Origin of the sequence: Bremerella alba (genome assembly GCF_013618625.1) — a bacterium.
Classification (GTDB): Bacteria; Planctomycetota; Planctomycetia; order Pirellulales; family Pirellulaceae; genus Bremerella; species Bremerella alba.
This window is the reverse complement of the sequence record NZ_JABRWO010000003.1, coordinates 311,562-337,557: the sequence shown is the minus strand read 5'-3', so window position 1 is coordinate 337,557 and position 25,996 is coordinate 311,562. Positions and strand designations below refer to the sequence as shown.

18 protein-coding genes are annotated in these 25,996 nt (G+C 52.8%); 13 read left to right on the top strand and 5 right to left on the bottom strand.

The window, feature by feature from the left end; translation table 11 throughout:
* Positions 1 to 29: 29 nt before the first annotated feature.
* Together HOV93_RS07035 and HOV93_RS07030 are read left to right on the top strand one after the other, a co-directional pair.
* A complete protein-coding gene (locus tag HOV93_RS07035) occupies positions 30 to 1,319 on the top strand; it encodes a glucuronate isomerase (protein ID WP_207395762.1) in 1,290 nt (429 codons plus the stop codon).
* A gap of 933 nt (positions 1,320 to 2,252) precedes the next feature.
* Positions 2,253 to 2,834 carry an RNA polymerase sigma factor gene (locus tag HOV93_RS07030; RefSeq protein WP_235989916.1) on the top strand — a complete coding sequence of 194 codons (582 nt, stop codon included), beginning with the start codon at positions 2,253 to 2,255 and terminating at the stop codon, positions 2,832 to 2,834.
* Between the two features lie 103 nt (positions 2,835 to 2,937).
* Here the strand turns inward: HOV93_RS07030 and HOV93_RS07025 are convergent, their stop codons facing one another.
* Both HOV93_RS07025 and HOV93_RS07020 read right to left on the bottom strand, forming a co-directional pair.
* On the bottom strand, positions 2,938 to 3,498 hold the full coding sequence (locus HOV93_RS07025) for a hypothetical protein (protein ID WP_207395761.1): 561 nt from the start codon (positions 3,496 to 3,498) through the stop codon (positions 2,938 to 2,940).
* A gap of 4 nt (positions 3,499 to 3,502) precedes the next feature.
* On the bottom strand, positions 3,503 to 4,201 hold the full coding sequence (locus tag HOV93_RS07020) for a hypothetical protein (protein ID WP_207395760.1): 699 nt from the start codon (positions 4,199 to 4,201) through the stop codon (positions 3,503 to 3,505).
* 384 nt (positions 4,202 to 4,585) lie between these two features.
* Here HOV93_RS07020 and HOV93_RS07015 point away from each other — a divergent pair, with 384 nt between their 5' ends.
* The 4 genes from HOV93_RS07015 to rimI all read left to right on the top strand — a co-directional run bounded on the left by HOV93_RS07015 (position 4,586) and on the right by rimI (position 16,335).
* Positions 4,586 to 5,365 (top strand): inositol monophosphatase family protein, encoded by a 780-nt coding sequence (locus HOV93_RS07015; RefSeq protein WP_207395759.1) that lies wholly within the window; start codon positions 4,586 to 4,588, stop codon positions 5,363 to 5,365.
* A 169-nt stretch (positions 5,366 to 5,534) separates the two neighbouring features.
* The gene (locus tag HOV93_RS07010) at positions 5,535 to 9,110 is read left to right on the top strand and encodes a hypothetical protein (RefSeq protein ID WP_207395758.1); all 3,576 of its coding nucleotides are present in this window, start codon (positions 5,535 to 5,537) and stop codon (positions 9,108 to 9,110) included.
* Complete coding sequence (locus HOV93_RS07005) at positions 9,107 to 15,571, top strand: hypothetical protein (RefSeq protein ID WP_207395757.1); 6,465 nt, start codon at positions 9,107 to 9,109, stop codon at positions 15,569 to 15,571. Before HOV93_RS07010 ends, HOV93_RS07005 begins: the two co-directional genes overlap by 4 nt.
* Positions 15,572 to 15,819: 248 nt before the next feature.
* Positions 15,820 to 16,335, top strand: coding sequence for a ribosomal protein S18-alanine N-acetyltransferase (gene rimI, locus HOV93_RS07000; RefSeq protein ID WP_235989914.1), 516 nt, complete (start codon positions 15,820 to 15,822; stop codon positions 16,333 to 16,335).
* On the opposite strand, the gene HOV93_RS06995 is transcribed toward rimI, so the two are convergent.
* Positions 16,332 to 16,814: a YfcE family phosphodiesterase gene (locus tag HOV93_RS06995; protein WP_207395756.1), complete on the bottom strand. Its 483-nt coding sequence runs from the start codon at positions 16,812 to 16,814 to the stop codon at positions 16,332 to 16,334. The two genes, rimI and HOV93_RS06995, sit on opposite strands and share 4 nt — an antisense overlap.
* Between HOV93_RS06995 and HOV93_RS06990 the strand changes: the two genes are divergently transcribed.
* Positions 16,779 to 17,609 carry a lysophospholipid acyltransferase family protein gene (locus HOV93_RS06990; RefSeq protein ID WP_315853363.1) on the top strand — a complete coding sequence of 277 codons (831 nt, stop codon included), beginning with the start codon at positions 16,779 to 16,781 and terminating at the stop codon, positions 17,607 to 17,609. The two genes, HOV93_RS06995 and HOV93_RS06990, sit on opposite strands and share 36 nt — an antisense overlap.
* On the opposite strand, the gene HOV93_RS06985 is transcribed toward HOV93_RS06990, so the two are convergent.
* Positions 17,606 to 18,754, bottom strand: coding sequence for an ATP-grasp domain-containing protein (locus tag HOV93_RS06985; protein WP_207395754.1), 1,149 nt, complete (start codon positions 18,752 to 18,754; stop codon positions 17,606 to 17,608). The genes HOV93_RS06990 and HOV93_RS06985 overlap by 4 nt on opposite strands.
* A gap of 305 nt (positions 18,755 to 19,059) precedes the next feature.
* Between HOV93_RS06985 and HOV93_RS06980 the strand changes: the two genes are divergently transcribed.
* From HOV93_RS06980 to HOV93_RS06955, 6 genes are all read left to right on the top strand, one after another.
* Positions 19,060 to 20,790 (top strand): vWA domain-containing protein, encoded by a 1,731-nt coding sequence (locus HOV93_RS06980; RefSeq protein WP_207395753.1) that lies wholly within the window; start codon positions 19,060 to 19,062, stop codon positions 20,788 to 20,790.
* A gap of 445 nt (positions 20,791 to 21,235) precedes the next feature.
* Positions 21,236 to 21,733, top strand: a complete 498-nt coding sequence (gene fae / locus HOV93_RS06975) for a formaldehyde-activating enzyme (protein WP_207395752.1) — start codon at positions 21,236 to 21,238, stop codon at positions 21,731 to 21,733.
* Between the two features lie 314 nt (positions 21,734 to 22,047).
* Positions 22,048 to 22,656 (top strand): HXXEE domain-containing protein, encoded by a 609-nt coding sequence (locus HOV93_RS06970; protein ID WP_207395751.1) that lies wholly within the window; start codon positions 22,048 to 22,050, stop codon positions 22,654 to 22,656.
* Positions 22,657 to 22,684: 28 nt separating this feature from the next.
* Positions 22,685 to 23,548 (top strand): methylene-tetrahydromethanopterin dehydrogenase N-terminal domain-containing protein, encoded by an 864-nt coding sequence (locus HOV93_RS06965; RefSeq protein ID WP_207395750.1) that lies wholly within the window; start codon positions 22,685 to 22,687, stop codon positions 23,546 to 23,548.
* Positions 23,549 to 23,584: 36 nt separating this feature from the next.
* Positions 23,585 to 24,028 (top strand): hypothetical protein, encoded by a 444-nt coding sequence (locus HOV93_RS06960; RefSeq protein ID WP_207395749.1) that lies wholly within the window; start codon positions 23,585 to 23,587, stop codon positions 24,026 to 24,028.
* 93 nt (positions 24,029 to 24,121) lie between these two features.
* Positions 24,122 to 24,361 carry a hypothetical protein gene (locus HOV93_RS06955; protein ID WP_207395748.1) on the top strand — a complete coding sequence of 80 codons (240 nt, stop codon included), beginning with the start codon at positions 24,122 to 24,124 and terminating at the stop codon, positions 24,359 to 24,361.
* Positions 24,362 to 24,365: 4 nt separating this feature from the next.
* Here the strand turns inward: HOV93_RS06955 and HOV93_RS25685 are convergent, their stop codons facing one another.
* Positions 24,366 to 25,991, bottom strand: coding sequence for a BamA/OMP85 family outer membrane protein (locus HOV93_RS25685; RefSeq protein WP_207395747.1), 1,626 nt, complete (start codon positions 25,989 to 25,991; stop codon positions 24,366 to 24,368).
* Between the last annotated feature and the right edge of the window lie 5 nt (positions 25,992 to 25,996).

The window sequence follows — 25,996 nt, the reverse complement described above, 5'->3', positions numbered from 1 at the left end:
ATTCCCTTTCCCCCTAGTGCACCTCCACCATGTCAATCGATCTACGAAATCGCCTCTTTGAACAGCTCGACCAACTCGTCCTGATTGACCCCCATACCCACATCAATGCCCTCGATCCCTCCTCGCACACGCTGGCAGACATCCTGGGATATCACTACTACACCGAGTTGGCCCACTCGGCCGGCATGCCAAAAGGCCAGATTGAAGAAGAGGGGATCTCGCCGAAAGAAAAGGTGGGGCGTCTGATCGAGAACCTCGGTCCGATTTCCAACACGATCCAATACAGTTGGTTCATCGAAATGGCCCAGAAACTGCTGGATTTCGAGGGAGATACCATCGATGCCAGCAATTGGGAAGCGTTCTACGATTCGGCCGCAGAAAAGATGTCGGCCGATAGTTGGACAGACACGGTATTCAATAAAAGTCGGCTGGAAAGTGTCTTCCTGACCAATGATTTCGACGATCCGCTCGAAGGCTTCGACTCAACCAAGTATATCCCCTGCTTAAGAACGGATGACCTGGTTTTTCATCTCACCAACGCGCGAACCAAGATGCGGTTGTATGAAGCGACTAACGTCGAAATCAGCAACGTGGCGTCGGCACGAGAGGCTATCGGCAAGCTATTTGACCACTTTGTCAGCCGCAACGCCAAGGCCTGTGCGATTTCACTTCCGCCTACGTTCGCCCCGACAAAAGTCTCCGATGCCCGAGCAGAGACCGCTTTGTCGCACGTATTCTCTCACGGTCCCAGTGCGGATGAGGACGATCAACGAGCCGTCAGCAACTTCATTTTCTGGACGCTCGCCGAGAATTGCCAGCAGCACAAACTTCCGTTCGACCTGATGATAGGCGTTAATCGCAAAGTCTTTCCCGAAGGCGTCTACCAAGGCCAAGACCTGTACGACAGTCGCGTTTCGCTGATTCAGTACAAAGATCTACTCAACGCGTTCCCCGACGTGACGTTCCCCATTTCGGTCCTCGCTAGCGTGACAAACCAGGAGTTGGTCAGCTATTCGTGGATTTTCCCGAATGTCGTGGCTAATGGGCACTGGTGGTACAGCAACACGCCCACGTTTATTCAGCACGATTGTGCGGCACGCCTCGAAGCCATCCCACGCACTAAGCAAATTGGCTACTACAGCGATATGTACAAAATGGAATTCGCGTTGCCAAAGTTCGCTATGTACAAGCGAATCCTAGCAAAGGTCCTCGCCGAGAACTTCGTCATCGACCGCAGTTGGACGGAAGAATCCGCTGTCGAGTTGGGTACCCAACTCCTGCGAGGCAACGTCGAGTCTATTTTCAACGTCGGAAGCTAAGCCTCACAGAAAAAAATTTCAACCAAAGCCCACGGCAATTCCGTCGTGGGCTTTTTCTATTGGTAATAGCAAAACAGAAAAACTTTCCGACAAGCCCAAACCACACGCAAACACTTCCACTGAAAAGACTTACGGCGATACCCAAGAACTTTTCTCGTTTGATCCAGACTGGTTCTGGACATTTTTTCGACGGTGCAGCGAACCTTTTTCAGCCGGCAGGCATCTACCCGGTATCTCTGCTGACGGCATTTTTGTCGCACGCTGGGAGAATCTTTGTTGTTGCCGAGCTTGATTCGGCGATTTAAGATTCAAGATCCTTGCACCTGGAAGGTGCCGGGATTCCAAACTTCCACTTCATAGTTCTCTCACTGCGCGTAGACGCGTAGGAGGATGAAACAATGCGTATCAACATCATCAACATTAGCGCCAATTTTGCCGCCGTCGTCGCCCGCGTTTTCGTGGTCGCCGTTGATGTTATTCGCACTGCATCCGCCACCTGTCTGCGCCTCTATGGCCATACATGGCAACAGTACGGACCGAATACGTGGGGCAAACAGAGCCCCCCCAAACCGTCCGAATGTGATGTGCCGTGTGATGCTCTGCGATGTCTTGGCGGCAGCCTACTACTAGGCAGTAGCCCGTCAATGTCGCTCTCGATGCGATTGCAAATGGAGCAATCGCTGGGCCTGATACCCAGAAGCTAAAGGACCGAAAAACCCGAGCAACGTTGCAAGGGTTGGTCCCGCAAAATTCGCGAAGCTTCTGAGACGCTAGGCCCCGAGAGCTCGAGTTGTCCTGCTGTGATGCGCTTTATGCCATCCGTTTTCAGGCCATCTCGCCGCTGGGTTCCTTTGTGCCGTGTGCATAGCCGTCGTTTGCCGCCGCATGCACTGATTTCGCCAGAACTGCCCTGAATATATACGTCTGGAAACTATGATGAACGGAAACTTGTACAACGATGAACGGGATCGGATCGTCGATTTGGTCCTTGAAGCTCAGAAGGGTGATCGAGATGCTTTCGGTCAATTGGTCGAGATCTTCCAGCCGGTCGTCTTCGCGATCGCTTTGAAGCGTTTGCGTCACTACTGGGAAGCCCAGGAGTTGGCTCAGGACGTATTCATCCAGGCGATGCAGAAGCTCGACCAGTTGCGTGAACCGGCTGCATTCCCAGGCTGGTTGCGTTCGATCGCGGCCCGGATGGCCATTAACCGGGCCGTTCGTCGGCCGCACGATTTCGCCACCGAACCAGAAGCGTTGGCTGCAGTCTGCGTTGAATACCAGACCCCGCTGCATGCCATTTTGGAAGTCGAACGGCGGGATAACCTGGCCGTCGGCATCAGCCGCCTTCGCGCAATGGACCGGGATACGCTTCAGGCCTTTTACGTCGAAGGACAGTCGTTGCGTGAAATGAGCGATGAATTCGAAGCTCCGATCGGAACGATCAAGCGTCGTCTGCACGTCGCTCGTAAGCGACTGGCCAAGGAGATGGAAGAGTTGGAAGCGGTCGCCGTTTAGGCGACCAACACCAAGCTTTGATCACCCAACAAGATTGAGTTGACCGCGTCCTTGGGTTCACGTGAGCCCAGGGGCGTTTTTATTGCGTTGCGAGGATAACGTATTAAGACTCATTCTTAGATGGCGAGCCTAACTCGGCCGCCATCGAGTCCGAATAAAACCGCAAGGTTTCCCTCAATGGCCCCCATTTTCGCGATCCCATCAAGCTTAAGTCTGCGACAAACTCTTTGCCGTTAACAGCAGAAACCACCATTCGATTCCGTGGCGCAAAGGTGACTTTCGTGATTTCATTCCAAGTGAAATAAAGGCCCGTCCATTTGCTCCCGTCTTCAAACTTCGCACGGATTCCTTCATCGTTGAGTTGCAGTGGAAATCGCTCCCATGCCCGTTTGGCACGGAACGCGTGGTTGATGACTGTCGCGATACAGCTGAATGTCATGAAGGCCAACACGCCATGACCGATTAAGATGCCCGGCATGAAAAAGCCGGCCTGGATGATGAGATTGATCCACATGCCTGCGAATAAGAGGACGAGACCACCAGCGAAAACGGCTTGATACTGTTCCCGCGAAGCGACTTCTCGATCCCAGACGTGAAACTCACGATACTCTTTTGACGATACGCCGGCAGGCGAAGCGAACGGGTTTTCGGGGACCTCGCTCACAGCACTAGGTCGTTAGCGGGATTTCAGAATTGCAGAACGCACGGTACTTAGCGGCCAATTGATCCATGGCGTCTTTGCCTTCGGCACGAACAAACTGAATCCGTGACCTTCGAATGACTCCCTTTTCCAAATGGAGCGAGAAAAGGGGAATCGTCACTTCGACGGTTTCCTCATTGCGACGCTCGGCCTGAATCGACGCGCAGTCGCCTGGATAAGTAAAGACGGCATATTGCACCGCATCGAGACACCCAATGGCCACAATCTGGGGATCGCTTAGATTAGCTTGATTCTCATGCCCCAACCCAGGCGCATTCCATTGGCCGGCCTCGTTCATCGTGATAACGGAGTTCGCATCATCAAAGCGGAACTTGAGTGCCATCTGAGCATCTGAGTCGAGCGTGGATGTCTGTCGAGAGAGAATCAGTTCGACGCCATCTAACTCAGGGAGAATCCGGGAATAGACCTCCGTCGAAAGCTTGTTTTCGTCGGACGTATAACGCTCGACAAGGTCATTCCCGCGAACGTAAAACTCTTCACGCTTGCCGATGCCTTCCAGGTTCCACTCGGCTACCTGCCAGTTTTTTGGCTGCGAGATGAATTTGCCATTCATCTTGTTAGGATAAGCTGCCACGGAAAGCTGGAACGTTTCCGTCTTGCAGCGGTGAATGATTTCGTAGTCGGAGATCCAAATCGAGTTAGTCATGAGCTCGATTTTGTTCGATGCGGCCAGCCGTCGGAAGCCCACCAGCAAGAAATAAAAAACCCCGTCGCTCACAAAAGTAAGTCGACGGGGCCGGAACAGAGAAGAGGCCGAATTTTAGCTTCGTGAAATCTCCCTTCACAAAGCGGGTATGGGCGGTATTTAACCGCTGTCCCGGGAATGATGTAGTTGATGATACCAAAAATCGGATAGGTGTCCACAATAATTTGCAAAGATTCTTACGAAACCCGCAAACGACGCCCGGTTTCGTATTTCCACCCGCAAGACGAGGATCTGGCCAAGTACCCAAATTTCAAAATAAGTGTTAAAACGCAGTTCTCATCTTGGATTTCCCGACCATTCGCACAGCACTAACAGAGGAACGTAATGTCTTCCTATTTAACAAGTTGCGAAAAGGCCGCACGAGCAGCGGGCGATGTGCTGAACCAATGGCGAGGCAAGTTCTCCGTTCGAGAAAAAGGGCGGTTCGACCTCGTTACCGACGCCGACGATGCGGCCCAGAAGGTCATTGAAGAGATTCTTACTGCCGACTTTCCTGATTTCGAGTTTTTGGGAGAAGAAGGGCCATCCGGATTGTCGCGAGAGACCGGTAGTCCCTATTGCTGGATTGTCGATCCGCTGGATGGCACGATGAACTATGTCCATGGGTTACCTAACTATGCGGTTTCCATTGGCCTTACTAACGCCGGAAAGGTAATCGCAGGCGTGATTTACGATCCGGTTTTCGATCGTTGTTTCAAAGCAGAGAAGGGCCAGGGGGCCTATCTGAATGACGAGAAACTCGAGGTAAGCACTGCCCAATCTCTGGAAGAATCCCTGATTGCATTCAGCTTTCCCACGACGGTTGAGAAGGACTCGCCGGTCATCCAAGACTTCATGAATGTCCTTGTAAAGTCGCAGGGAATTCGAAGATTTGGATCCGCTGCATTGAACTTGGCCTATGTGGCAGCCGGACAATTGGATGCCTACTGGGCTGGGTTCAATAAGCCTTGGGATGTGGCGGCTGGCGTGATCTTGGTTGAGGAAGCCGGAGGCGTTGTGCAAGGATTTGCGCATCAACCATTCAACATCGACCAGCCCAAAATCGTGGCGACGGCTACCCCCCAGTTACAGGCAGAGCTTCAAGCCCAAGTTTCAACTTTGTAGAGTTTCGAGCGTCTGCCACCCATCGGGCGGCTCTCTTGATAGTTGCGGGTGGTATAATTGGTGCGACTGGAATTTTTTTCGCAGTTTTCCCAGGCCATTGGCGTTAACCTTTCAGTAAGTACAGTCATGGCTAAATAGACTTAGATAACAACGCCAAGCAGTGGAAATCGTGAATCAGCGGTTATTAGGATCGATCTCCCCTGGCAAGTTCGGGACACGTTCTCCGGGTCAACTTGCTCGTGCTTGGCGATCCCCCAATCAAACGTTGGGGCACCTTATCCGACTCCTCATACCACAGATTTCTCCCGACGCTATGAACACCGCGTGCCGTGAACTTGGTTCCGCACTGCCGGGGCTCAGCTTTTGCTGCTGGTCGCGTGGGATCGGTCTCGCGCTTTTCGCATGTCTCTTGGCGACTTCGAGTGGCTTCGGCTCTCTCCTTTATGCCCAAGCAGGCAGTTCAGGAACAAAAATTGAAGAGCGCGAACCGGAAAACATTTATCTACCAATCAAGGATGGTGCGATCGCCGAAGGGGGGCCGCTCGAGCTCGTCCTCGACTTTCCAGCCGAATCGTTCCGTGCTTGGTACAAAGATGTCTACCTGAATCGAAACCCCAAAGACCTCCCGAAGTACTCCCTTGAGGGAGTCGTAGCTGACATCCACATCCAGGGCCCAAATGCGGTCATCGATGTGACCTACGAAGTCATCCCTTACGCTACCGGATGGATTCGAATTCCGATTGGTTTGCAAAACGCTATTATTCGATCGAGCGTGGAAGTATCACCTGAAATGCCCGTTCGACCGGATCGCCCTAAAAGCGGTACGTCTAGTGATGGATATGCATTGTGGTGCGAAGTCCCTGAATCAGAGAACATTCTCCTTTCTCCGAAGCTGAGTGAACCGATTACGTTTCGTGTGACAGCACTTCTTGCGCTTTCCACTCGGGGAGACGAAACTTCGCTAGAAACCAACTTACCAGTCGATACCAAATGCTTGGTCAAGCTGAATGTGCCTAAGCCTGGTGCAAACATCTCTCACAAAGGCAGCATGGTAGAAAAAGAACCAGCTGATTTGCCGTCTTCCAACCACAGTGTTCAACACCTGGAATACGCTGGTGGAAGTCTCGGATTGAGTTGGCGTTTCGATGATCAGACCATGGAGGAACAGCCGGTCAACCTCAAAGTGAAAGGGGAGCTGGCCGTTTCGGTTGATTTAGACGACACCGTCATGACGATGGCCAAACTGCAGGTCGAGAGCACAACCATTGCTTTTGATTCGTTCATTGTTGAAATTGATGATGATGCGGAATTTATTCCACCGGCCACTCCTTCGGCATTGTACGAGATCCTTCCGCTTGAGCGGCAAGGCCAAGCTTTTGGCAATCGCTTGCTGGTAGAACTGAGCGAAGCGACCAAGGACCCCATTTCTGTAGTCATTAACACCAAACAAACCGACCCGGTCCCAGGTGAAAGAGGCAAGCGTCGTTTTACGGTGGGACAATTCAACGTCTTAGGATGTGATATTCAAGATGGTCGTTTGAGCCTGACCGCAGCCGGAAATGTTCACGTGACCTGGGATACCCCACGTGTTCTGCGCGAGCAATCGTCGCGCGGAAGCGATGGCATGAACTATCGTGCAACGTTTTCCTACGATCAACAGCCTGCTGCGTTGGTCCTGCACACATTGCCTATCCAATCGACCGCTCGAGTCAAAACAGACTACGAACTACACGTAGGCAAGCTCAACTCTCAACTGGTGGGAAAGCTTTCTTATCGCTTGCCGCGGACCTACAACGATGACCTGATCATCGACCTTAATGGTTGGAACATCGACTCCGTTAATACATACGGTGCAGCCCAATGGCAAGTGGATGCAGATCAACTCATTATCCCTCTGGCCGACGAGACAGGGGGCGAAGCCATGACGGTCGCTCCTTATCGCACAATTAAAGTCGACATCAAGGCCCAGCGAGATCATCAGGACGAAGACCCTACCGAGGTCAGCCTGCCGTGGCCAATCCCGCGAGCTGAACCGCTAGGTACAGCAACGGTTACCGCCATTCCCGATAACGACATCGAGATTCGTTTTCAGTCCGAAAAGAGTGAAGGCTTTCAACTCGACCGAAGCCGCAGCCAAGAAGTGGAACTTTCCGGCGAGCGGGGCACGATCGTCTTACGCGCGGCACCTTCCCAAGACTCGCTCTTGCTAGGACTTCGTTTGACCCCGGTGGTCCCTCGCTTGATCGTTGGATCCAATGCCACGGCTCAACTTTCCGAAGGAAAAGATCACGCGACGATAACCCATGAATTCACCCTGGAACCTTTCCACAGTTCGCCTGAACAAGCTGTTTTCAAACTTCCTGAAAGTATCTATTTCTTTGAAGTAACGACCGCGGAAATCAACACCGAAGATGTTGCCGGACAACGTGTTGGTCTGGGGGAAAACCAGACGATGGTGTATTCCCTCTCGAATATTGCCCCACCTTATCGAATTAAGCTGAAGTACAATTCGCCGCTCGAAGAGAGCTCCCCTGGTAGCGGCAATTATCTCCTCCACTTGATGACGCTCGAATCCGGCGGGCTGACAGAACAGGGCATTGACGTCGACTTCAAACCTCTGGAATTGACCTTTGACTCGACCCAAGAAGTAGAAGTCCTCTCTCAAACGGAAGACTGGCGATCATTCACTATGAGCCAGCAGGAGCAAACGGTTCAATTACCTGGCGACCAGTATGCTCAAGTACAGTTTTCTGCACCGTTCCTGGCACCCAATATCGATGATCGTGTGGTGGTTGACTTCCACTGGCTTCAAGTCGCATTAACTTCGGACGAGCGTCGCGATCGTTCAGTTTTCACGCTACGAACCATGGCACCGCAGTTGACCATTCAACTTCCAGAGGGCGCGCGGGAAACCGAAGTGTACTGGAACGGCGTCGAGCAGCCCTTTTCCCTGGATGAAGATCAAATCCAAATGGACATTCCGGAACACCGGAAGACAGGACGAGATCGGTTAGAAATTTGGTATAAGTTTCCGACCGGAGACGGGATGAAGTCGGCTCTTACAATCAATTCTCCTACCATCAAAAACTCTGTCTTAGGTACCAGCCAACCAGGGCGTGAAGGTGGCTATACGTACCTGCAAATCGTTTCGCCAGGAAACTGGCTCGTCCTATCCGCCTCGGGCATGTCCGATGAAATGGATTGGTCCTGGAGTGATGGGCGGAATCGTCGAACGGCTCGCTTGACGCAAAAGCAGTTAGAGACACTAGCGAAGACCAACATTTCGACGGTCTACCCTGAAGGTATGCATCGTTCGCTATACAGTACGATTGGACCGGTCGAGAACGTGCGGGTTTCTGCGGCAAAGACAAGCTCGCTGATGCTCTTGTTTTCGGGGGTCGCCTTGGCAGCACTATTAACGCTTTTCTATCTGCCACAGTCTCGTCACGTCCTGGTATTTGGAGTGGCCGCAATTTTGGCGGTTGGTGTCGCGGTTACCTATCCCGATTTCGCCGTACTGGTAGGAGAAATGTCCACCCTGGGTATCATGCTGGGAATCTTTGGGATCGTCCTTTATCGACTCGCATCGTATCGTGCCCCTGTGAAGTCGGCCGTTCGCGCGAGATCTTCCAGCGACAGTCAAGCCTCGGTTCCTGCGGCCTCTCAGTCCGCTGCGGTTGGAAATTCGGGGATTTCTACGACATCCATGCCTGCCGCGGTTCAATCCAGCGGACAACCTCGATGATCGATTGGTTTTGCAAAACGCTCGGCATATTCCTGGCGGCACTTGTTTTAGCAAGTGCTTTGCCAGTTTACTGCGCAGCGCAAGACACCTCTTCCAGCCAAGTGATCGAGTTTCAACGTGTCTATGTCCCTGAAAATCGTTCGCAAGAGTGGCCGCGGTCAGGCTTCGAGTTCGCTCCTCAGATGAAGTTAGAAGACTTTGAGAAACTGATCTCTCAGTATTCACGAAGTCAAAACGAACTTACCGAGGACCTCTCAATACGCAGCCTCACTTATCATGCCACGCTCGACGGTCGCACGCTTCAGGGAGAGGCCGAATTCGCCGTCGAGATTCCGCAAGCCGAAGCGTCCGGTTTTGTCTCTCTCAAAGGTTCCAACCTTTTTTACTTCGATCAGCATCAACGTTTATCGGCGATGCCCACGCTATGGGTTGGGGGAAATGGTCCGCGAACAGGTGTCTTCTTACAACAGGCCCAACCTACCTTTACCCTCGATTGGAATTATCAAGCGACCGCTCGCAACAGTGACGAGTTGACGTTCGACCTGAGTTTGGCTTTCGCTCCTAAGGTCGATTTCTACTTGGAATTGCCTTCCCAATGGCAAATCGTCATCCAGGAAGGCCTATTGCTTGATGGGCCTGACAGTTCCGAGGCAAGCGGAGAAGAAACCAACCTTTGGCACTTGAGCCCGCAGTGGCAAGGAAAACTCCAGTTTTCGATACTAGCCAACGATCGGCTTTTTCAATCCGAAGCAGCCATTGCCACGCAGTCGACCCGTTATCATGTCCAAGATAACGTCTGCGAGGTCAACACTCAGGTATCACTTCAGTCTCCGCCGCAAGGCACGTTAGATCTTTCGATACCCAAAGATCTCGTCGTAACACGTGCTTCGGTGAACGGTCAGATCATCGACAACCTCGACCTGCGCGAGACCCCAGAAGGTCACCAATCGTTGATCATCCCCCACGCTGTTTTTACGCCGGGAGAAACGGCGGCCATTTCCGTTCAAGGGTTATCGCCTATTACGCTTGGGGATTATTCTCGCATCGACCTGCCGATCATCAGCATCACATCGCAGTCGCCCGAATCACATGTCGTCGCCGTGCAACTGGACGAGGGAATCAATCTTTCGTTCTGCACACTTAAAAACGCTCAACAGGTCGAGTTCGTCCCTCATAATTCCCTAGGCCGATCCAATCTGAAGTTTCGACTCTTTGACGAATCTGCTCAGATCGGCTTGCAACTGTTTCGCCAGCAAAGCAAGCTTCGCACGTCGATGGGGCATAAAGCGACGGTCAACGATTTGATGATTCAATCGGACAGCGTCATTCACCTGCTCGAACGGGATGATCCAACGGATCACCTCGAGCTACCATTATCGCCAGGCTGGCAGATCGAATCGGTCGAGCGTTTTCCCGAAAGCACAGCCGTTCGATGGGGAGAAACGACTCGCGACCGACAGCGACTCCTTCGCATTGAAGACGTCACCGAGATAGGCGATTTCCGAGTCACGCTGCGTCGGACTCGTGAAAATGACTTTGGGAATTTGAAAATCGCGGACTTCCGCCCCTTTGATTTTGCCCCCGGAATTGGACACGTCGAATGGCTCTCGGTGAAGCCTGCTCCAGGATTTGATCTTCAACTTGAACCGGAAGGCCTGGTTGCCCGTCGGTTGATTTCTGAAGCTCCGGTTGATATTCAGCGGATGTTTGGCACCAATTGGCAAATACCCGCGTTTGAGATTCTAGGAAGATCTGATCTACAACACCTGACTCGTGTTACGCGGAAACGAGCGACCTACGATGCTGAAATCGACGTGCAAGTCCGAGCCAGCGAAACGACCACGCGTCGCCAGGCAGCAATCCGATTGAGCGGCACCGGCCTATTGCCCGAGACCATTTTTGTCTGGTCGACGCACGCTTGGTCCCAGGATGTCGCCTGGACAACCCCCGATCTCGCCCCGATTCGCTGGACAGCCATCACGACTTCCGCCGGCGACAGCCCAAATCAGCGCGAGCCATATTACATTTATGAATTACGGCCTCCGTCAGACAGTTCGTTCCCTTTGATACTGCGTGGGAACTTCCCTGAACAAGCCCAACCGTTTACCGATCCGCTCTTGCTTGCCGTTCCTTCCGCCGAAGCTCAGGCCGGCGTGCTTACGCTGACTACACCAGCAACGTGCCGATTGACGGTCGACCCGGTCCTGATGCGAAAGATTTACCTCGATTCCGATATTGATGCGTCGTCAGAAGTGACGCGACTTGAATACCGTCCAGATGAAATCCGGAGACTCGCAGAAAACATCTCGCAACTGGTCTCGTGCCAGTGGCATGGAGTCGAGCCGCTACCAGATGTATTTTCGACAAAAGCAAACCATTGCATCAGCATCGAAAACAATGGTCGGCAACGAATGAATTCGGTCTGGACGATCGTCAGTCAGAGTTATTCCGCAGCCGTATTTACACTGCCTGAGGGCGCCCAAGTCGATCTCATTCAATGGAACGGAGAGCCATGGACTCTCTGGAAGCAAAACGGGCAAACGGTCGAGGTGGAATTACCAGAGACGGTTTCTTCTACCGATCTCGAAATGCACTACCAAATTAACCCAGGCCCAATTTCACTGATTCACTCGGTCTCAGCAAAGTTCGCCGTTTCCGAGTTCCCTACCTCGACCGAAGAACAAACGTTCGCACTGGGTAGCCTGGTCCAGCAAGTTCAATACCCAAGCCCACGCTGGTCTACATTCGGAGATCGAATTCGTCATGGGCTTTGGTCTGGCCTTTTTCAGGCAGATCTGATCTCGAATAAGCAATCCGTTCGAGGCGTCGATGCTGACACGTTGCCCATACCCCCAAGACCGATTTGGGTTGTCCATCGCGTTTCATTGCTGATGGCTAGTCTCGCCTTGTTCATGGTCGCCTTGTTTGTGGGTGCCTATGGATTGCTACGAACACCTCGAGGGTTCGGCGTAACTCTATTGGCAATTATCGTACTGGTACCTTGGCTGCCAGACGTGGCGGCTCCACTAACGTCGGCTTGTTTTTTAGGCCTGATTTTGGGTGGCATAGGATCCTATCTATCCATTCTTCCGGCAACAGCAGACGCGAAGTACTCGGCCGGGTCGACAGTCACCGTGACCAGCTTAGTCTTGGCAATCGCCATGGGGTGGCTTAGCCAAGGGCCGACCCCCACGATGGCGCAAGACCCGATGTCCGATTCCGCAAAACAACCGACCGTCTATCCCGTTCTGATTCCGATGGACGCAAATCGCAAGCCGGTCGGGCAAGCTTACCTTCCACTGCCGCTCTACGAACGACTAAGTGATTTGTCCGACCAACCAGACGACATCATTCCGAGTTGGATCGTGGAGGAAATGCGTTTCGAGTTCTCGCTGGTTGATTCGCTCGAGTTAACTCCTGAGATGACCGTGACGACCAATATCGAACTATTCACAACAAAGACCAATCAGACCATTCGACTCCCTTTTGATTCGCAGTTGGGAACAGGATTGGATACGGCAGTCGACCAGCTCGGAACAAGAGCCGATACCGGTAGTATTCTGCCCAATCCATTTGATGCAACGGAGAACGAACTGGTCCTCCCGCTTAAGGAAATGGGACATCACACAATCGTGATAAAAAGCAGTGTCCCCATGCAGAAGAGCGATAACGGACCTCTCAAGCTGCACGTGGATACGCCTTCTGTCGCCAATACTGCTGTGACCATTGCCGACTCGATGCAGTTTGGTTCGCCTCTGATTCGCTTCAACGGAAGAGAGATTGCAGTAGAAGCTTCGAGTATCCGGCAAACCATTCCTCTGGGGACCGTGCCTGGCTTCGACTTGGAATGGAAGTCGACCGAACTCCAGTCAGCCTTTGAATTTCGCGAATTGGACTTACTTGAGTTCACCGACGAGGATGTTCAGCTTCGCGTTCGGCTCGAACTGACGAGTCGCCCAATGCAGATGGGGCCAATCCTGTTGACCGTTGATTCGCGTCTAACTTTGGATATGCAGCAATCCCTTGGTTGGACGGCGGAAGTCAAATCGACCAGCCTATCCGCTTCAACACGAACGTATGCAATTCATGTGCTAGACGGCGACTCGCTCGTTGAGCAAGTCGACTTACAGTTCTCACTCGAAGGTGCTCAACAGGTTGGCCAACTTCGTTTTCCCAATGTCGAAGTTATCAATGGATCGCTCCAGCGTCGGTGGGTTGCAGTCGCCGCGACAAGTCAATTGCAAGTTCAAAGCCATGCCCAATCACGAGTCAGCATCCTGTCTCAGGAAGAGTTCCTAAGGCAGTGGAACGAGGACGAACCGCAATTTCGCTTTGCCGTAGCCGTGGGCACCCAGGAGCCGTTGGATTGGCTCATTTCGACCCGACCGATCGCAACACGCGGCAACGCGGACCTGCGATATCGATTGAAGTTCGATGAGGATGGCTATGATTTCGAGATCAAAGCACAGATCGAGACCTACTCCGGCAAGCCCAAGCAATACGTCATTGAAATGACGCCTGGCTGCGAAGTGGAATCTGTTCAGTATCTGGTCGATGGCCTCCTTCGCCCGATCCAGTGGCACTACGATCCCAACAGTGGGGAACTAGGAGTATTACTGTTATCGGATGTCAGCGGACTCCAGGAGCTCTCTATCAATGGACGAAACTGGCTTTCGCCGGAACTCCATGACGTGGAGATGGATCCTATCAAGATTCGCGAAGTCCATACCCAGTCGGTCCGTTTACAGATTGCCCGGGATCATTCGGTACTAGTCCGCACTCCTAGCACCATGAACCTGATCCCCGTCCAGGAAGAGATTTCTGAGCCTAACAACGACCAAATCGTTGTCGTCGGTATTTGGCAAATTGTCGATCCGGCACTTCCATTCCAGTGGCAGGTTCATCCCAACAACGAAGTGATATCGAGCGATCTTTTGACGGTCGTCAACCGAGTTGATGGCCTGTGGCGACTTAATTGGATTGGCAAGCTTGACATTCGCAGTGGAAGTGTTGGCTACCTCCAGTGGTTGGTGCCTAAGGAAATCGAACTCGATGTCGCTTCGATCGAAGGATTTAATGTCACTTCGCGACTACTTCCGGACGAGTCTGCTTATGTCTATACCCTCGTCCCACGATCGACGCTGCCAAACTCATTCTCATTTGATTGGACCGGTACTTTAAAAACCACGCCGGGAAAGCGAGTTTCCTTTTCGCCGATTCGATTGATTGGCCAACATCGTGTTAGCCAGTGGGTGGCCGTGCCACGTGAAGTAGACGAGCAGGAGGTCCTTTGGTTATCGCAGGCCTTGCGTCCAACACCGGTTTCTGATCGTTGGCTGATCGCGAACACGCCAGAATCGCATCAGTTGCTCAATGCAACGCGGCCTGACTACTTGTGCCAGATGATGCAGAGAGCCAACCCCACCGGCAATCCAGCGATTAGCAGTCTGGAAACGACTATTCAGATCGATTCTGCAGGACGTGCAATCGGATTGTCACGGATTGCAGTTCTTCCACAAGGCAACAATGCGGTCGAATTTGTCATCCCTCCGATGGTCGAAGTCCTGGGCATCTCCATTGATTTTGAACGCCAACGCCAATTCGAACAACAAGCCGAACGCATCTTTCGAGTTCCCTTGAAATCTAACAGCCTTCCTCAAGTGGTCGAAATCGCTTTCTCGTCGCATTTAGTTCCAAGCCAAGACCACCTTCATCAACTCGAGCGTCCCTCACTGAACTTTCCACTCAAAGTCGAAGAGATGCTGCGGGTTTCCCTGCCTGCTAAATGGATACTCGAAAACGCGCCCCATCTCGACCGGATTGCATGGATTCGTGATCAGGTCACATCAGCGTTTCAGTTGAAAGATGCATCGCGAGATACGCAGTCCGGAGTATCAACGGCAGAGATCAAACGCTGGGATAGACTGCGAATGGAACAGGCCTTTGCGGCTGTCTCTCAATTCCAAGAGATACTCCGCAAACGGGGTGAGACTCCTGACAATACACGAGACATCATCACAACCATGCTGGGAGACAATGCGACCGAAGTAGAGTCCTGGGCTGTGACCTCAGGCAGCGAGAAGCAGCTAACCACCGATACGCTATACACGGCTACGGAAGGGACCGGCGACCGTTTCCTCTACTATCGACTATCGTCTCCTTCCAGCCCGCTTGTAATCCGCGAATCCTCTCGCCGGTCGTATTCCTACTGGCCGCCGGTTGTCACGAGCTTGCTTGCCTTGCTGGGGATAGGACTTTTCATGGCAACTCCCCCGCTTCTGGTCCGTCAGGTTCATCATGCACGAGATTGGATGAGTCGCAATCCACAGATATGTGGCGTTTTAGCCGGCGTTTTCTGGTGGCTTTTTCTTCCGCCCCACTTTATTGGGCTACTACTAATCGGGATAGTCGTTTGGGCTTCGCTTCCCTTCCGAGCTAATACCATGCTGGGACGAAACTAGCGAAACAAAAGGACTATTCTACGTGGTTTAACAGCTAGCGTCCTTGGCCTCAATTCATCGCGCAAAGCGGACCGCTTTCGACTTGGCACGTTTCTTCAATTCTGATAGGTTACCGCTTCCTCAGACAGACAATCCGAGCCGATCGTGAGGAGGATGCTTTTCCAATATTGATGCGAAAGGCAACCAAACGATTGGCATTAAACGCTCTCGGCTAAATACAGCTTTGGCTATTTCGGAAGGAGTCCGGCATGAGTCAAATTAGTCAACGAACTTTGCCTGTTCATATCCGTTGGATGATTCGACGCGATATGCAAGAGGTTCTCGATATTGAAAGCCTCAGCTTCGAATACGCCTGGAGTGAAGAAGACTTCGTCAAATGCCTTCGCGAACGCAACTGCATCGGTATGGTTGCGGAACACGAAGACCGCATCGCCGGTTACATGATCTACGAGATTCTCAATACTCGTTTGCATCTGTTGAATTTGGCCGTCGCTCCGTCCATGCGTCGTTCTGGTGTTGGTCGCCAGATGATCGGCAAATTGGTATCCAAGTTGACCCATCGTCGTCGACGTCAGATCCTTCTAGAAGTTCGGGAAACGAACCTCGAAGCTCAGAAGTTTTTCCGCAATCTCGATTTCAAAGCGATTTCGCTACTGCGTGACTTCTACGAAGACACCACCGAAGACGCCTACCTGATGCAGTACAAACAGCTTGAGTCAGGCGGCTATACTCCGGTCAATCGAATCGCACGTTTGGCCAGCTAAACTTCGACGATCTCGTGATGCATTGTCGTGAGATCGACGATAGCGATCGTGTGGCGGACGGCGCGAAAGAGTGCTCCGGGATTCAGAGCGAGTGTATGCCCGACCTGACGAACATTGACTTGATGGGTATGACCAGAACAAACCAGATCATACTTGTCGCTACGGACCATTCGCATCAATAGTGCCGGGTCGTCTCCGTGGGTCATTCCGATTCGCCGACTGCCAAGGTCAATCTCGGCAACTTGTCCATAGTATTTTCCGCCGCTCGCTTCAATCTCTTCCTGCAGGACACTCCGGCTGTCGTCCGTGTTTCCATAGACGTAATGAGCCGGCCACTTCGAGAAAATCTTGACAACACCCGTACTTCCGATATCGCCACAATGCAAAACTTGCTCTACTGAGAACGTTTCCAGCATATATGCGGCCGACTGGGCGAAGACGCTGTGTCCGTGCGTGTCGCTGACAATTCCAATTTGCACTCTGTACCTCCTAGTCCCGATCAAGAATTGAACGTTTTATTGGTACTCGGCCTGATAGCATCCAGCTTACTGGTCACAATCACCGTGCTTTGGTTGCTCACTCGGCGTACAGAGTACACCATAGTCCAATTTCTTTTAGATCGCACAGCTTTTATCTTACTGCGATTTCTTTGGCGAACTAAGGCCCCCTGCGGACTTCCGCTCTCGCCAGATCAAGGCGCAGTCATCGTGGCAAACCATCGAAGCAGCGTCGACCCCTTCTTTATCCATTTAGCTGCAAAACGGCGAGTCCGCTGGTTCGTTGCCCGCGAGTTCTTCGGTAATATGCTCTTCGGTTGGTTTCTTCACGAGACGGGTGCCATCCCCACCCGCCGCGGCGGAATCGATAATGTCTCGGTTCGCGAGGCAATGAGACTCCTTCACGAGGGAAAATGGGTCGGAGTACTGCCAGAAGGACGAATCAATACTTCCGACCAGTTCATGATGCCCGTTCGCCCCGGTGCCGCTCTTTTGGCTCGCAAAGCAGATGTACCGATCCTTCCGGTTTACATCCAAGGTGCCCCATTCAATGGGACGGTGACCGGCCCGTTTTTCATGCGAGCCAATGTTGTTATCACGGTTGGCGAGTTGATTTATCCGAACGAATTTGCCTCGGATAAAGCGATGATTGTTGCCGCTGTCAAAGCAATTGCTCAATTAGCCGGCCATCCCGACTACGAGCCGACCCTCGCCGGTAAGAATTGGAAGCCTATACCAGAAGAACTGGCTCAAGATAAGCACCGGCGCGAAGGCTAGTTCCTAGCGTAAATGATCGTCTCGAGCAGTCGTTGTTTTTTTTGCAGTTCTGCTTCGGCAGCCTCTTCGCTCTTGCTGTCGACATACAAAGTACAAACTGGGCTTCCGATTTCGATAGTCGTTCTCGGCATAGGAATATCACCTACCATTGGATTAGACAAGTAGCTCGCTTCGGTCAACGAGAATGCGTCTTGAATGTTGCGAAACATCTGATGGGTGAATTCTATTCGCTGCGAGGCATAGACGATCCTCGCTCCACTGGACCAGAGAGCGAACGGATCTCTGAGTTCGAATTCGGATTGAAGACAAGCCTGCACATGGCACGGCATCAATGCGTTCTCGCGCATCCGCTCATGTAATGCCATGGTAGCCGTCCACCGCGGATTGACTTCGAGAAGCGTGGGGTGATCTGATTGTAGAAAATCGATTCCCCAAAGTCCTATCATTCCGGCCTCTTCATCAATGGCACGGACGATGGGCTCTAGTGAGCTTTTCGAGGGTTCACAAAGGGAAACGGCTCCTGCATAGAGATAGGGCAACGGGGCACCGAATTCGGTGCCTACGTGAAGCCGACTGACTCCGACAATTTGGCATCCTTGCGTAGTCGATAACACCACGACCGACATGGGCACCCCAGGCAACTTGCGTTGAAGATAGAAGCGGTGAGCCAACGTGGGCAAGGTGCTCACCCTCTCAATATTTAAGCCACCGGCCGATCGATACGGCTTAAGCAGCCACTGATCGCTGGGCTGGGGATTAATCGGATCGTAGGCAGGATCATGAATGCGATGCGATTCTGGAAATCCAAAACCATGTCGCTTTGCCAAGTCCGCGAGCCAGAACGGATCGCGAACCATTCGTAGCGTCGTTGGCGAGTTCCCCAGCAATCGCTTCTCAGAGGCCAAGTGTTCGATAAACCGGGGGTAGTTCTCCAAGCCTCCGGTATAGCACCAGGCATCGACATTGGTCTTACGAAGCCATCGTCGAGCTGACCAGGGATAGCTACGCAATGATTTGACTTCGCCGATTTGCCCCAGGTCATAGTCGGCAAACATGTCGGCTGCCGAGACAGTAAACCCGCCACGCACCAAAGATGCAGCCATCGCCCGGCAACTAGCCCCGATCAATCCGATTCGCTTTAGCATGCTCTATCTACGCAAGTGTCCACATTCCGCGCAATTTAAAAAATTTCCCCAGCCTCTGGATGAGAAGTAACCTACGTTTTCAATTAGCAAGGACACTCGTCATCTCTCTCCTTCAGAGAGGTTTGCCGCAGAAAGCTGATCACATCCTGTGATGCTAAAAAGCATCACCGATCAGATGGAAGCGAACTCCCTAAATCTCGTTTCAAACCCTTTTGAATAGTTGGGTTGCCCCGAGCACGCCAGCACGAATTCCCATCGGCTCGCCGCGACCAAACAAACTTCTTTCAATTCCCAGGAGAGAGTTTATGCTTCGCCGATCTGCTTCCCCGGACGAGGACATGTCTTACGTAGGTTCACACCGAAAACGCGGAATCATCGTTGTACTGTCCGCAGTACTCATGATTGTCATGCTGGCCATGCTCGCGTTTAGCATCGATGTCGGCTACATGTACACCATGCAATCTCAACTGCAACGTAGCGTCGATGCGGCCACCCTGGCCGGAGCTGGCTCGCTCATCGATGGCGAAGACGTCGCAACCGACGCCGTTCATGAATACCTTGTCCGCAATCCAGTTGGCACTCAGTGGAAAGAATACGATAACCAGGACGTTGGTGATAGTGTCACCCACTTCATGGATAACTACTCTCAAGGGCTGACGATCGATTACGGTGAATGGGACGACACCACCAAAGAAGTCGTCCCCTCGGGGCGACCTGCTTCGACCGTCAAGGTTAGCATGCAATACGACAACATGCCCTTCTTCTTCGGCCACTTGCTCGGTCGTGAAACGTTCAGCATCCGAGCCCAAAGTGCTGCCGCCTATCAGCCACGCGACATCATGGTTGTGCTCGATTTGTCTGGCTCTATGAATGATGACAGCGAATTCAGTGCATTCAACTCTCTGGGTGTCGACCATGTCACCGCAAATCAGTTTCAAATGTACGAGGAACTAGGTTCGCCAATCTACGGAAACCTCGAGTTTGAACCCAAGTGGGCTGTCGCCAGGGGACCTGCACCTCAAACGGATGACCAAGCTCAAGTTACTGTGGAATATCAGTACGATACCGTCGTCGTCAATTCGACTAAGTCTTACGACCGGATTCGTGTTCGTCGCTCCAATAACAACATTGTGACGTACTATCCCAGCGGAACTACAGGCACGTATACGCCAGGTGGTCAGGTTCGCGAAGTCTGGGCATATAGTGGTAAAAATGCAGACGGGTCAGATCAAGTCCATTACTTTAACTTCACCGACCGTGACACATTTATCGATGCCCTCGGACTCGACACGGTTAACTATCCCTACAGTGGCAACTGGGACGGTTATATCAACTACTGCACCTCCAGTGGCGGTCAGAACAAGAACGCCGGGTTCCGCTACAAATTCGGTTACCAGAACTTAATTGTTTACTGGCTGGAACAACGATCGCTTCACAATCAGTCCCCCGATATGTGGAAAGCGAGTGCTCAACCGATCACGGCTTTGAAATCGTCGGTGGCTATGTTCGTCAACTTTATCGAACAGGCCGACTCCGACGACAAAATGGGACTATCGATGTACAACGGTCCCGGCGGTAACGGGATTCTTGAATCGATTCTCTCCGATGACTTCGGCTACATCGTCGCTCAGGCCAATCAACGTCAGGCCGGTTACTACCACAACTACACCAATATCGCCGGTGGCATGACAGTAGCTCGTGAAGAGCTGAACACCAGGGCTCGTGCCGGGGCTTTCAAGATGATCATCCTGATGACTGATGGTGTTGCCAACTGGCACAACGGCGGTGTGAATAACTCGGGGGCTCGCAATGCGGTTCTCAACGAAGCTCATCTGGCTGCCGAACGAGGCTACGTGATCGTTACTATCAGCATGGGAGCCGGTGCGGATACAAACCTCATGCAACAAGTGGCCGACATCACCAACGGCTCTCACTTCAATATTCCCGGTGGTAAAACTGGCGATGAGTATGCGGAAGAACTGACTGAAGTCTTCCAGCAGATCGCCGGATATCGCCCACTGCGACTGGTTCAATAAGACCATCGCAGGGAAATGACTCTTCCCGCCAGAGGCCGTCGTGCACCGCTGCCCGCGCGACGGCCTCTTCTCCTTTCGAAGACGTCATGAAGTTCGGCCTCGAACCGAGCCTTCTTATTTAGTGGCCAGTGAGGTCAAGCATATAGTGCAGACTCGCTCGTAACCGAGAACGCCAACCTTCAACCAGCAGCCGATGAAAGATCTCATCGCACTGATACCAGAAGCCGGCGTGGCCCCACTACTTGCAATTCGGGCATAGTCTGCTATCGTCTTTGCTGTCAGCTGGCTCAAAGTCTTTTCGTACCTCGGCTTGCCCGGGCTTTCGATGGGCCTTCGGCCTCGTTAAATTGGACAAAACCAGAAAGCCTGCGCACTGACATCTGTGAATGAAAGTCAACGTGGGCATCACCCCGTATCTTCTTAGTTCACGCACGGAGAATCCCGGATGTCGATGTATATCGGAGAAGCCCTCGCTGGCGATGGCAACGAAGTCGCGCATATCGATTTGATGATCGGTTCCAAAGATGGCCCTGTTGGCCATGCGTTCGCTTCGGCCCTGGTCAATCAAACCGCCGGTCACTCCAACCTGCTGGCCGTTCTAACCCCAAATCTGGCCGTTAAGCCGGCTACCGTGACCATCACCAAGGTCACCATCAAGAACTCGAAGCAAGCCGTCCAAATGTTCGGCCCAGCCCAAGCCGCTGTCGCCAAGGCCGTCGCTGACGCTGTCGAGCAAGGCGTTATCCCGAAGGATCAGTGCGAAGACCTCGTGATCGTTTGTGGTGTCTTCATTCACTGGGAAGCCCAGGATGACAAGAAGATCTACGAATACAACTACGAAGCGACCTTAGAGTCGATCAAAAGCGCCATGGCTGGCAAGCCGACCATCGACGAAGTCATCGCCGGCAAAGAACAGGCAGCCCACCCGTTCCGCGGCTTCTAATTAAGTGTCTAGTTTCGGCACAACAATTTAAGTCCCGCGCGGCCAATTAAAGACCACGCGGGGCTTTTTTTGTAGCCTGCTTGCCTCAGCAGTACCTGTGTTGGAGCGACCATGGCAGGAACAATAGATCCGATCGTATCGATTGCGCCGTCTAATCGCTTCCACACGCTTTTAGGCGTTTCTTTTCTTGTCTATGAGGTATGGTGGCATATCGAATGGGATTCATAGCACTTGAATTACGCGATGGTCCCGGGTTTTTCGACCACCCGATGCATTCTTGGAATGCACCGCATTTTTCATGGGGACAACTGGCTATGTGGAATTGGCTTGTTCGTGATTGGCAGTGGCCCGCCGCTGCGTTGTTCACTGCTGTATTCCTTCTCGTTTTAACACCGCTAGTGTTTCAAGTAGCGGGACTAGGCTTAACGCTGTTGTTTGTTCAGTTGCCAATCTACATGATTCATCAATGGGAAGAGCACCGCCAGGACCGCTTCCGGCTCTACATCAACCGAACCATTGGTGGCGGTAAAGAGGCTTTGACACCGTCAGCGACCTTCTGGATCAACTCTTTGGGCGTTTGGTGCGTGGATATCGTTGCTCTTTATCTTGCCTGGGCAATTGCGCCTTGGGCAGGACTTGCCGCAGGTTACCTGGCCGTCGTTAACGCGATCCCTCATATCGCGATGTCGATCCGATCGCGTGAGTATAACCCCGGCGTCATCACGGCAGCCCTGCTATTCTTGCCAATAGGTGGTTGGTGCATTGCCGAAATTGGCGTCCAAGCGAGTTGGGAAGCAAACGCTGTGGCTCTGTTGGTCGCCACCGGCGTGCATGTGGCGATTGTCATTCACGTGGCTCGTCGCCTCGCTCGTCTACAACGCAGTGCGGCCCTGACCCCGAACTTAGATTCCATTCACGGTTAGTATCACAAAGAATGAGGAAGGCTCTCACATGAAAAATATCCTCCTGCAACTTGATACCGATACGCAGCCAAGCACCTTCGATTCCGTCGTCGCCGTCGATTCTGGGGCCGAAGTTATGTTCCGTCACGGTGGTGTGACCACCAATCAAGTCGCGGGTCTGGTTCATGGACTCATTTTCACAAGATCCCCCAGCAAGCTGAATCATTCCGCAATCTACGTCGGCGGATCGAATGTTGACCAGGCAGAACAACTACTCAAAGCCGTTACCAAAAGCTTTTTTGGGCCCATGCGTGTCTCGGTCATGATGGATGGCAATGGTGCCAACACAACCGCTGCTGCTGCGGTTATCTGCGGTGCCCGCCATCTCGAACTGGAAGGAACTCAGGCCCTGGTCTTGGGGGGCACCGGTCCCGTTGGCCAGCGTGCCACCCGACTCTTGATTCGGGCAGGTGCGAATGTTCGTCTCGCGTCGCGTTCCATAGAAAAAGCACAAGCGGCCGCCCAACAAATTGCCGACGACGTCCAAATTGGTTCCCCTCAACCGGTCGCCGTAAGCGATGCCACGTCCACCGCTGCGGCACTCGATGGTGTGCAACTGCTGATCTCCGCCGGTGCTGCAGGAGTGACTTTGGTCTCGCATGCCGATCGCGAGAAAGCCAAGGACCTGAAAGTCGCGATCGACCTGAACGCGGTTCCCCCGGTCGGGATCGAAGGGATCGACTCTCAAGACAAAGCCGCAGAAGACCACGGTCAGATCTGCTATGGAGCCATCGGCGTGGGTGGCACAAAAATGGCGATTCACAAAGCGGCCATCGAACGGCTGTTTAGCCGTAACGATTTGGTTTTGAACGCAGAAGAGATCTTCGCACTAGGGCGGGAAATCGAAGGCTAGTCCCCCGCTAATCAAACACGAAATCAAGCAACTGAAATGCTTAGGGATAGAACTCTCCGCAAACTTTCCAAATCGCTGTTCGGGTGGAACTATGTTGTTCACCTTCGACTCTACCGGCCCCCATACATCTCCGAGGCTGATGTCAATCAGTACGTTGCGACTACCTTGGGATCAGAAGCGATCGTCGGCGGCTCACAGCAAGTGACCGCCGATGAAATGATGGACGATATAGAAACGTCGATTCGGCATAGGGGAGATGCGTCCTACGGTCCCAAACAGGGTGCTCTTGAATCGAGAGCATTTAAAGAACTTCTGGACGCCGTGCTATCACATTTCAAAGAAGTCTCAACCAACGCAGACCGCATCGAACTTTTTTGGCTCGAAGAAGGCCATCTCGATTATCCCGTTTTCTGGGACTTCGCATACTTGATCGCCTCGCCATCAGGCTGCGAGATCTTCATCGGATCGAGTAGTGACTAACAGGGAAATGAATTTTTCCTGCGTGCTATCACCCGGATTAGGTCGACACTAAGAAAGTCGATACTATAGATTTTCGTTTCGGGGAGTAATCGCATGCGCTACGCGATGCTGGCACTAACGCTACTAATTGGCTTCGCTGCCGAATCATCCGCCCAGGCAGCTGGGCCCGCTCAATACTGGATTGTCGCTCCCGAATCGACGGCTTCGCCCATTCTGACGCCACGGCCGAAAACTCGCTATTCCTATGGCTGGTTCGGCGTGAGCCAGCCTTATCGAACAGCAGGCTTTCATCACGGTTACCAGAACACATACGTCGATTGGACGTTCCGCTAAACGCTTAGCGAGCCGCACCCACGAAGAAGCTGAAGACCTGCGTCTGGTCGGTATCGGCATGGTTGATTGGGAAAGCGAAGTCCAACGCGATCGGAGCCTGACCCAATGCTGGCACCGAGATGCGAAGACCAAACCCTGGAGCCACGTCGAAGTCGTCCCAAACGATCTTGGTGGATTCCTCAACCGCACCTACGTCGGTGAAGAGCACACCTTTGACCATGTCGTCGGCAGTGATTGGGAACGTATATTCCACCGATCCCAACAAGCGGAACGGACCACCGACAAACACGTCGCCCGATTTCGGACCGACACGTCGGAAGTCGAAACCGCGTAGCGTCGAGAAACCACCTGCGTAAAAGTTCTCGAAGATCGGCGTATCGCTTCCGGAGAAACCAGCTCGTGACGAGAAGCCCAGCGTATGCCGCCCGGAACCGTCGGGACGTTCACCGAGCAGGAAGTACTGCCGGAAATCGACTTCTGCCCGAGAGTAGTTGTAATCGCCGAACGCTTGTTCCAGATTGACTTCAAACAAGTGACCTTCGGTCGGGGCGAATGCCAGGTCACGCGTATCATGCGTAACGCTCCAACTGCCGGTGTAAAGTCCCTGATTACCGAGAACTGCGTCGAGTTCCGGAACGCCTGGGACACGCGGATCACTAATTTCGACGTCTTCCATACGCAAGCTAACCGCAGTCGAAAGGTCAGGCGTCAAACGATAGCCCAGACCCACACGGCCACCCACGCGCTGTTCGTCCCAGTCGCGATAAATACGGTTAAAGAAGTAACCACTCAAGTTCAGGCTAACCCTTGTATTGAGCAGGTAAGGTTCGCTGAAACTGACCATGTAGCGTTGAACTTGGGTACCCGGCATGGCTTCGATACGAAACCCCTGCCCTGCCCCACGCCATGCGCGACCGTTCCAAATATCATCAACGCTGGACGGATATCTCCGCCAGTCGAAGTTCCGTTCGTCGATCACGATATTACCCGTGACACCCGCATCGGAGTTGATACCGACACCAAACTGGAATCGCCCGGTCTGAGCTTCTTCCGCACGAACCGTCAGGTCGGCCGTACGGCCAGGATCGTAGTACGGGTTCGGCGAAATGATGGCATCTGGGCCCAGCGGTGGATCATAGATCCGAGCACCACCCAGTGGTCGACCTGTATGCTGTGGATAACCGTAAGCATTCGGAGGCCCCGTAACCGGTGCCGGAATCGGCGGACTGCCATAGGGATACCCTGAAGGATCCTGGCTATACATACCGGTCTCCGGATTCGATGGCGATGGGTACCCCTGTTGGTACTGAACCGGTTGAACCGGTTGCTGATACTGTTGATAGGGATCGTGGGCGCCTATCGGAGCACCCGAGGCAGGCATTCCATTTCGGTATTGGTTCGGATTGCCGGGCGAAGATTCGTACGCTGTGCGATCGTACGCATCCCAGTTCTGTGCGCTTCCTGGATAACCTTGGTTGTCGCGTCCCTGCACATTCCAGTTGGGAGCCGCTTGTTGCCCGTAGCTTCCGCCAGTCCATTCCTGAGCCGAAACCGAGTTCCATCCGGCACATGTACCAGCGACGAGACTCAGAGCGAGGGTTATCTTCAGCAGTTGTCCGCTTCTGTCCACCTAGG

Bases quoted from the DNA above. Each gene is read 5' to 3' on its own strand.
- HOV93_RS07035 (WP_207395762.1), top strand. From the start codon at position 30: ATGTCAATCGATCTACGAAATCGCCTCTTTGAACAGCTCGACCAACTC.
- HOV93_RS07030 (WP_235989916.1), top strand. From the start codon at position 2,253: ATGATGAACGGAAACTTGTACAACGATGAACGGGATCGGATCGTCGAT.
- HOV93_RS07020 (WP_207395760.1), bottom strand. From the start codon at position 4,201: ATGACTAACTCGATTTGGATCTCCGACTACGAAATCATTCACCGCTGC.
- HOV93_RS07015 (WP_207395759.1), top strand. From the start codon at position 4,586: ATGTCTTCCTATTTAACAAGTTGCGAAAAGGCCGCACGAGCAGCGGGC.
- HOV93_RS07005 (WP_207395757.1), top strand. From the start codon at position 9,107: ATGATCGATTGGTTTTGCAAAACGCTCGGCATATTCCTGGCGGCACTT.
- rimI (WP_235989914.1), top strand. From the start codon at position 15,820: ATGAGTCAAATTAGTCAACGAACTTTGCCTGTTCATATCCGTTGGATG.
- HOV93_RS06985 (WP_207395754.1), bottom strand. From the start codon at position 18,754: ATGCTAAAGCGAATCGGATTGATCGGGGCTAGTTGCCGGGCGATGGCT.
- HOV93_RS06980 (WP_207395753.1), top strand. From the start codon at position 19,060: ATGCTTCGCCGATCTGCTTCCCCGGACGAGGACATGTCTTACGTAGGT.
- fae (WP_207395752.1), top strand. From the start codon at position 21,236: ATGTCGATGTATATCGGAGAAGCCCTCGCTGGCGATGGCAACGAAGTC.
- HOV93_RS06970 (WP_207395751.1), top strand. From the start codon at position 22,048: ATGTGGAATTGGCTTGTTCGTGATTGGCAGTGGCCCGCCGCTGCGTTG.
- HOV93_RS06965 (WP_207395750.1), top strand. From the start codon at position 22,685: ATGAAAAATATCCTCCTGCAACTTGATACCGATACGCAGCCAAGCACC.
- HOV93_RS06960 (WP_207395749.1), top strand. From the start codon at position 23,585: ATGCTTAGGGATAGAACTCTCCGCAAACTTTCCAAATCGCTGTTCGGG.
- HOV93_RS06955 (WP_207395748.1), top strand. From the start codon at position 24,122: ATGCGCTACGCGATGCTGGCACTAACGCTACTAATTGGCTTCGCTGCC.